Origin of the sequence: Caballeronia jiangsuensis (genome assembly GCF_046030135.1) — a bacterium.
Taxonomy (GTDB): Bacteria; Pseudomonadota; Gammaproteobacteria; order Burkholderiales; family Burkholderiaceae; genus Caballeronia; species Caballeronia jiangsuensis.
The window spans coordinates 1-2,177 of the sequence record NZ_JAQQDB010000094.1; the positions used below are offsets into that span (position 1 = coordinate 1).

The window sequence follows — 2,177 nt, forward strand, 5'->3', positions numbered from 1 at the left end:
TCGGCGGTGAGATCGTCCCGATTCAGATAACCGCGCGCCACGCCTGCTCCACCGATATACAACTCGCCCACCGCACCCGGCGGCACCAGTTGATAACGCTCATCGAGCAGGTACATGCGCGTATTGGCGATCGGACGACCGACCGGCACTGTCGATGACATACTCGCCTCGAGCCCGGTTTGATAGCACGAGGACCAGACCGTGGTTTCGGTAGGACCATAAAGATTCCACAACGACTTGACCTTCTCGCGCAGACGCGCAGCCAGTCCCTCGGACAAGGCTTCGCCACCGCACAGGGCGGTGAGTTGCGCGGAGCCGGGCCATTGCGCGTCGAGCAGCATGCGCCAGGTTGCCGGAGTCGCCTGCATGAAGCGGACGTCGTGCTTCACGAGCAGCGTTTGCAGCGCGAGCGGATCGGCTGCATCGCTTCTGCGGGCCAGCACCACGCACGCCCCGGTGCTCAAGGGCAGATACAGCTCCAGCCCGGCGATATCGAAGGAGATGGTCGTGACGGCGAGAAGCGTATCGGCTGCGCGCATTGCGGTGACATCGCGCATCGAACAGAGGAAGTTCAGCATCTCGCGATGCTCGACCATCACGCCCTTAGGCTTGCCGGTGGAACCGGAGGTGAAGAGCACGTAAGCGAGATGATGCGAAGCGACGTCTGTGTGCGGATCGTCTTGCAGGAGTGCATCATCGATCGCTGCATCGGGATCGAGCACGCGCAGAGAACCGGTATCTCCCAGCGCTTCACGGCCGGCGGCATCGGCGATCAACAGCCGTGGCGTCGAGTCGGTGAGGATATGACTCAGGCGCTCGCCGGGATACGCCGGATCGAGCGGCACGTAAGCGCCGCCTGCCTTGAGTATCGCCATCAATGCGACGACCATGCCGATGCCACGCTCCACACACAACGCGACGCGATCTTCCGGCTGTACACCGAGCGCGATCAGATGATGTGCAAGCTGATTGGCGCGCGCATTGAGTTGCGAGTAAGTCAGAGATTCATCCTCGAAGATAAGCGCGATCGCATCGGGCGTGCGTTGCACCTGTTGCTCGAAGAGCTGATGAATGCACAGGTGTTCGGGATAAGCAGCAGCGGTGTCGTTCCACGTCTGGACCAGCAAGGTGCGGGTCTCGATCGGCAACACGTCGAGCTGATTCACCGGCGTCTGAGGGGCCTGTTCGAGCGCCAGCGCGAGACTCGACAGCGCTTGCTCCATGTAGCCGCACAGTTGTTCGGGCGACAACGGCGCGAGCGTCTGCGCGGTGAGTCCGAGGCTCTGGCCATCGTCTTCGACCGCGAGCATCAACGGATAGTTGGTGCGTTCTTCGGCGCCGAGCAGTTCGATACCGTCGAAGACCGGTTGCTCATCGGTGGAGGCCTGATTGTGGCGATAGTTGAGCAAGGCGCTGAAGAGCGGCGCGGGCGCGGCGACGCCACTGCATCGCTGTGCAAGCGCGAGCGGCGCGTGCTGATGCTGCAACAACGCGGCAAGCCGTTCATGCGTGTCACGCACGCTATCGATGACCGATGCATCGTTCACATCGAGACGAATCGGCAGCGTGTTGATCAGAAGCCCGAGCGCCTGATCGACCCCTGCCTGCATGCGTCCGAGCAGCACGGTGCCGAACACGACGTGACCATCCGGGTTCGCCGCACTGGCAGCATTGAGCACCCGCGCCAGCGCCAGATGGCACAGACTTGCGAGACTCACGCCGATGCTGCGGGCCTGAGTGCGCAGGCGTGCATTGAGCGATGCAGGCAACGTAACGCGCGCTTCGGCGACGGCCGAGCCGTCGTGATGAACGTCGGTGAGGCCGAAGGGCAATGTCGGTTCGCTCACGACGGCGAGCATGTCGCGGAAGAACGCTTCGTGCTCTTGCCGGGTCGCGCCGAGGCGAGCCTGCGCGACCAGGTCGCGGAACGGCTGAGCCGCGCCGAGCGTGTGTGCGCGGCCATCGAGCAGCGCGCCGATCTCCTTCTGGACCACTTCCAGTGTGACGTGATCGCCGATCAGATGATGCCAGACGAGCAGCGCCAGCCAGCGTGCCGAGCCGGGTTCGCGAGCGATGGTGAGTCGCAGCAGCGGAGCTTGAGCGAGGGAAAGGCGCTGTGAGCGCGCATCGAAATGTCGCGCCAACTGATCGGCAGCGTTGTCCTCCGTGAGGCTGAT

At 63.4% G+C, this 2,177-nt stretch carries 1 protein-coding gene; it reads right to left on the reverse strand.

Translation table 11 applies throughout. From position 1 onward, the window contains the following. The coding region (locus PQR08_RS38450; RefSeq protein ID WP_408164449.1) for a non-ribosomal peptide synthetase at positions 1-2,177 on the reverse strand (2,177 nt) is incomplete at both ends.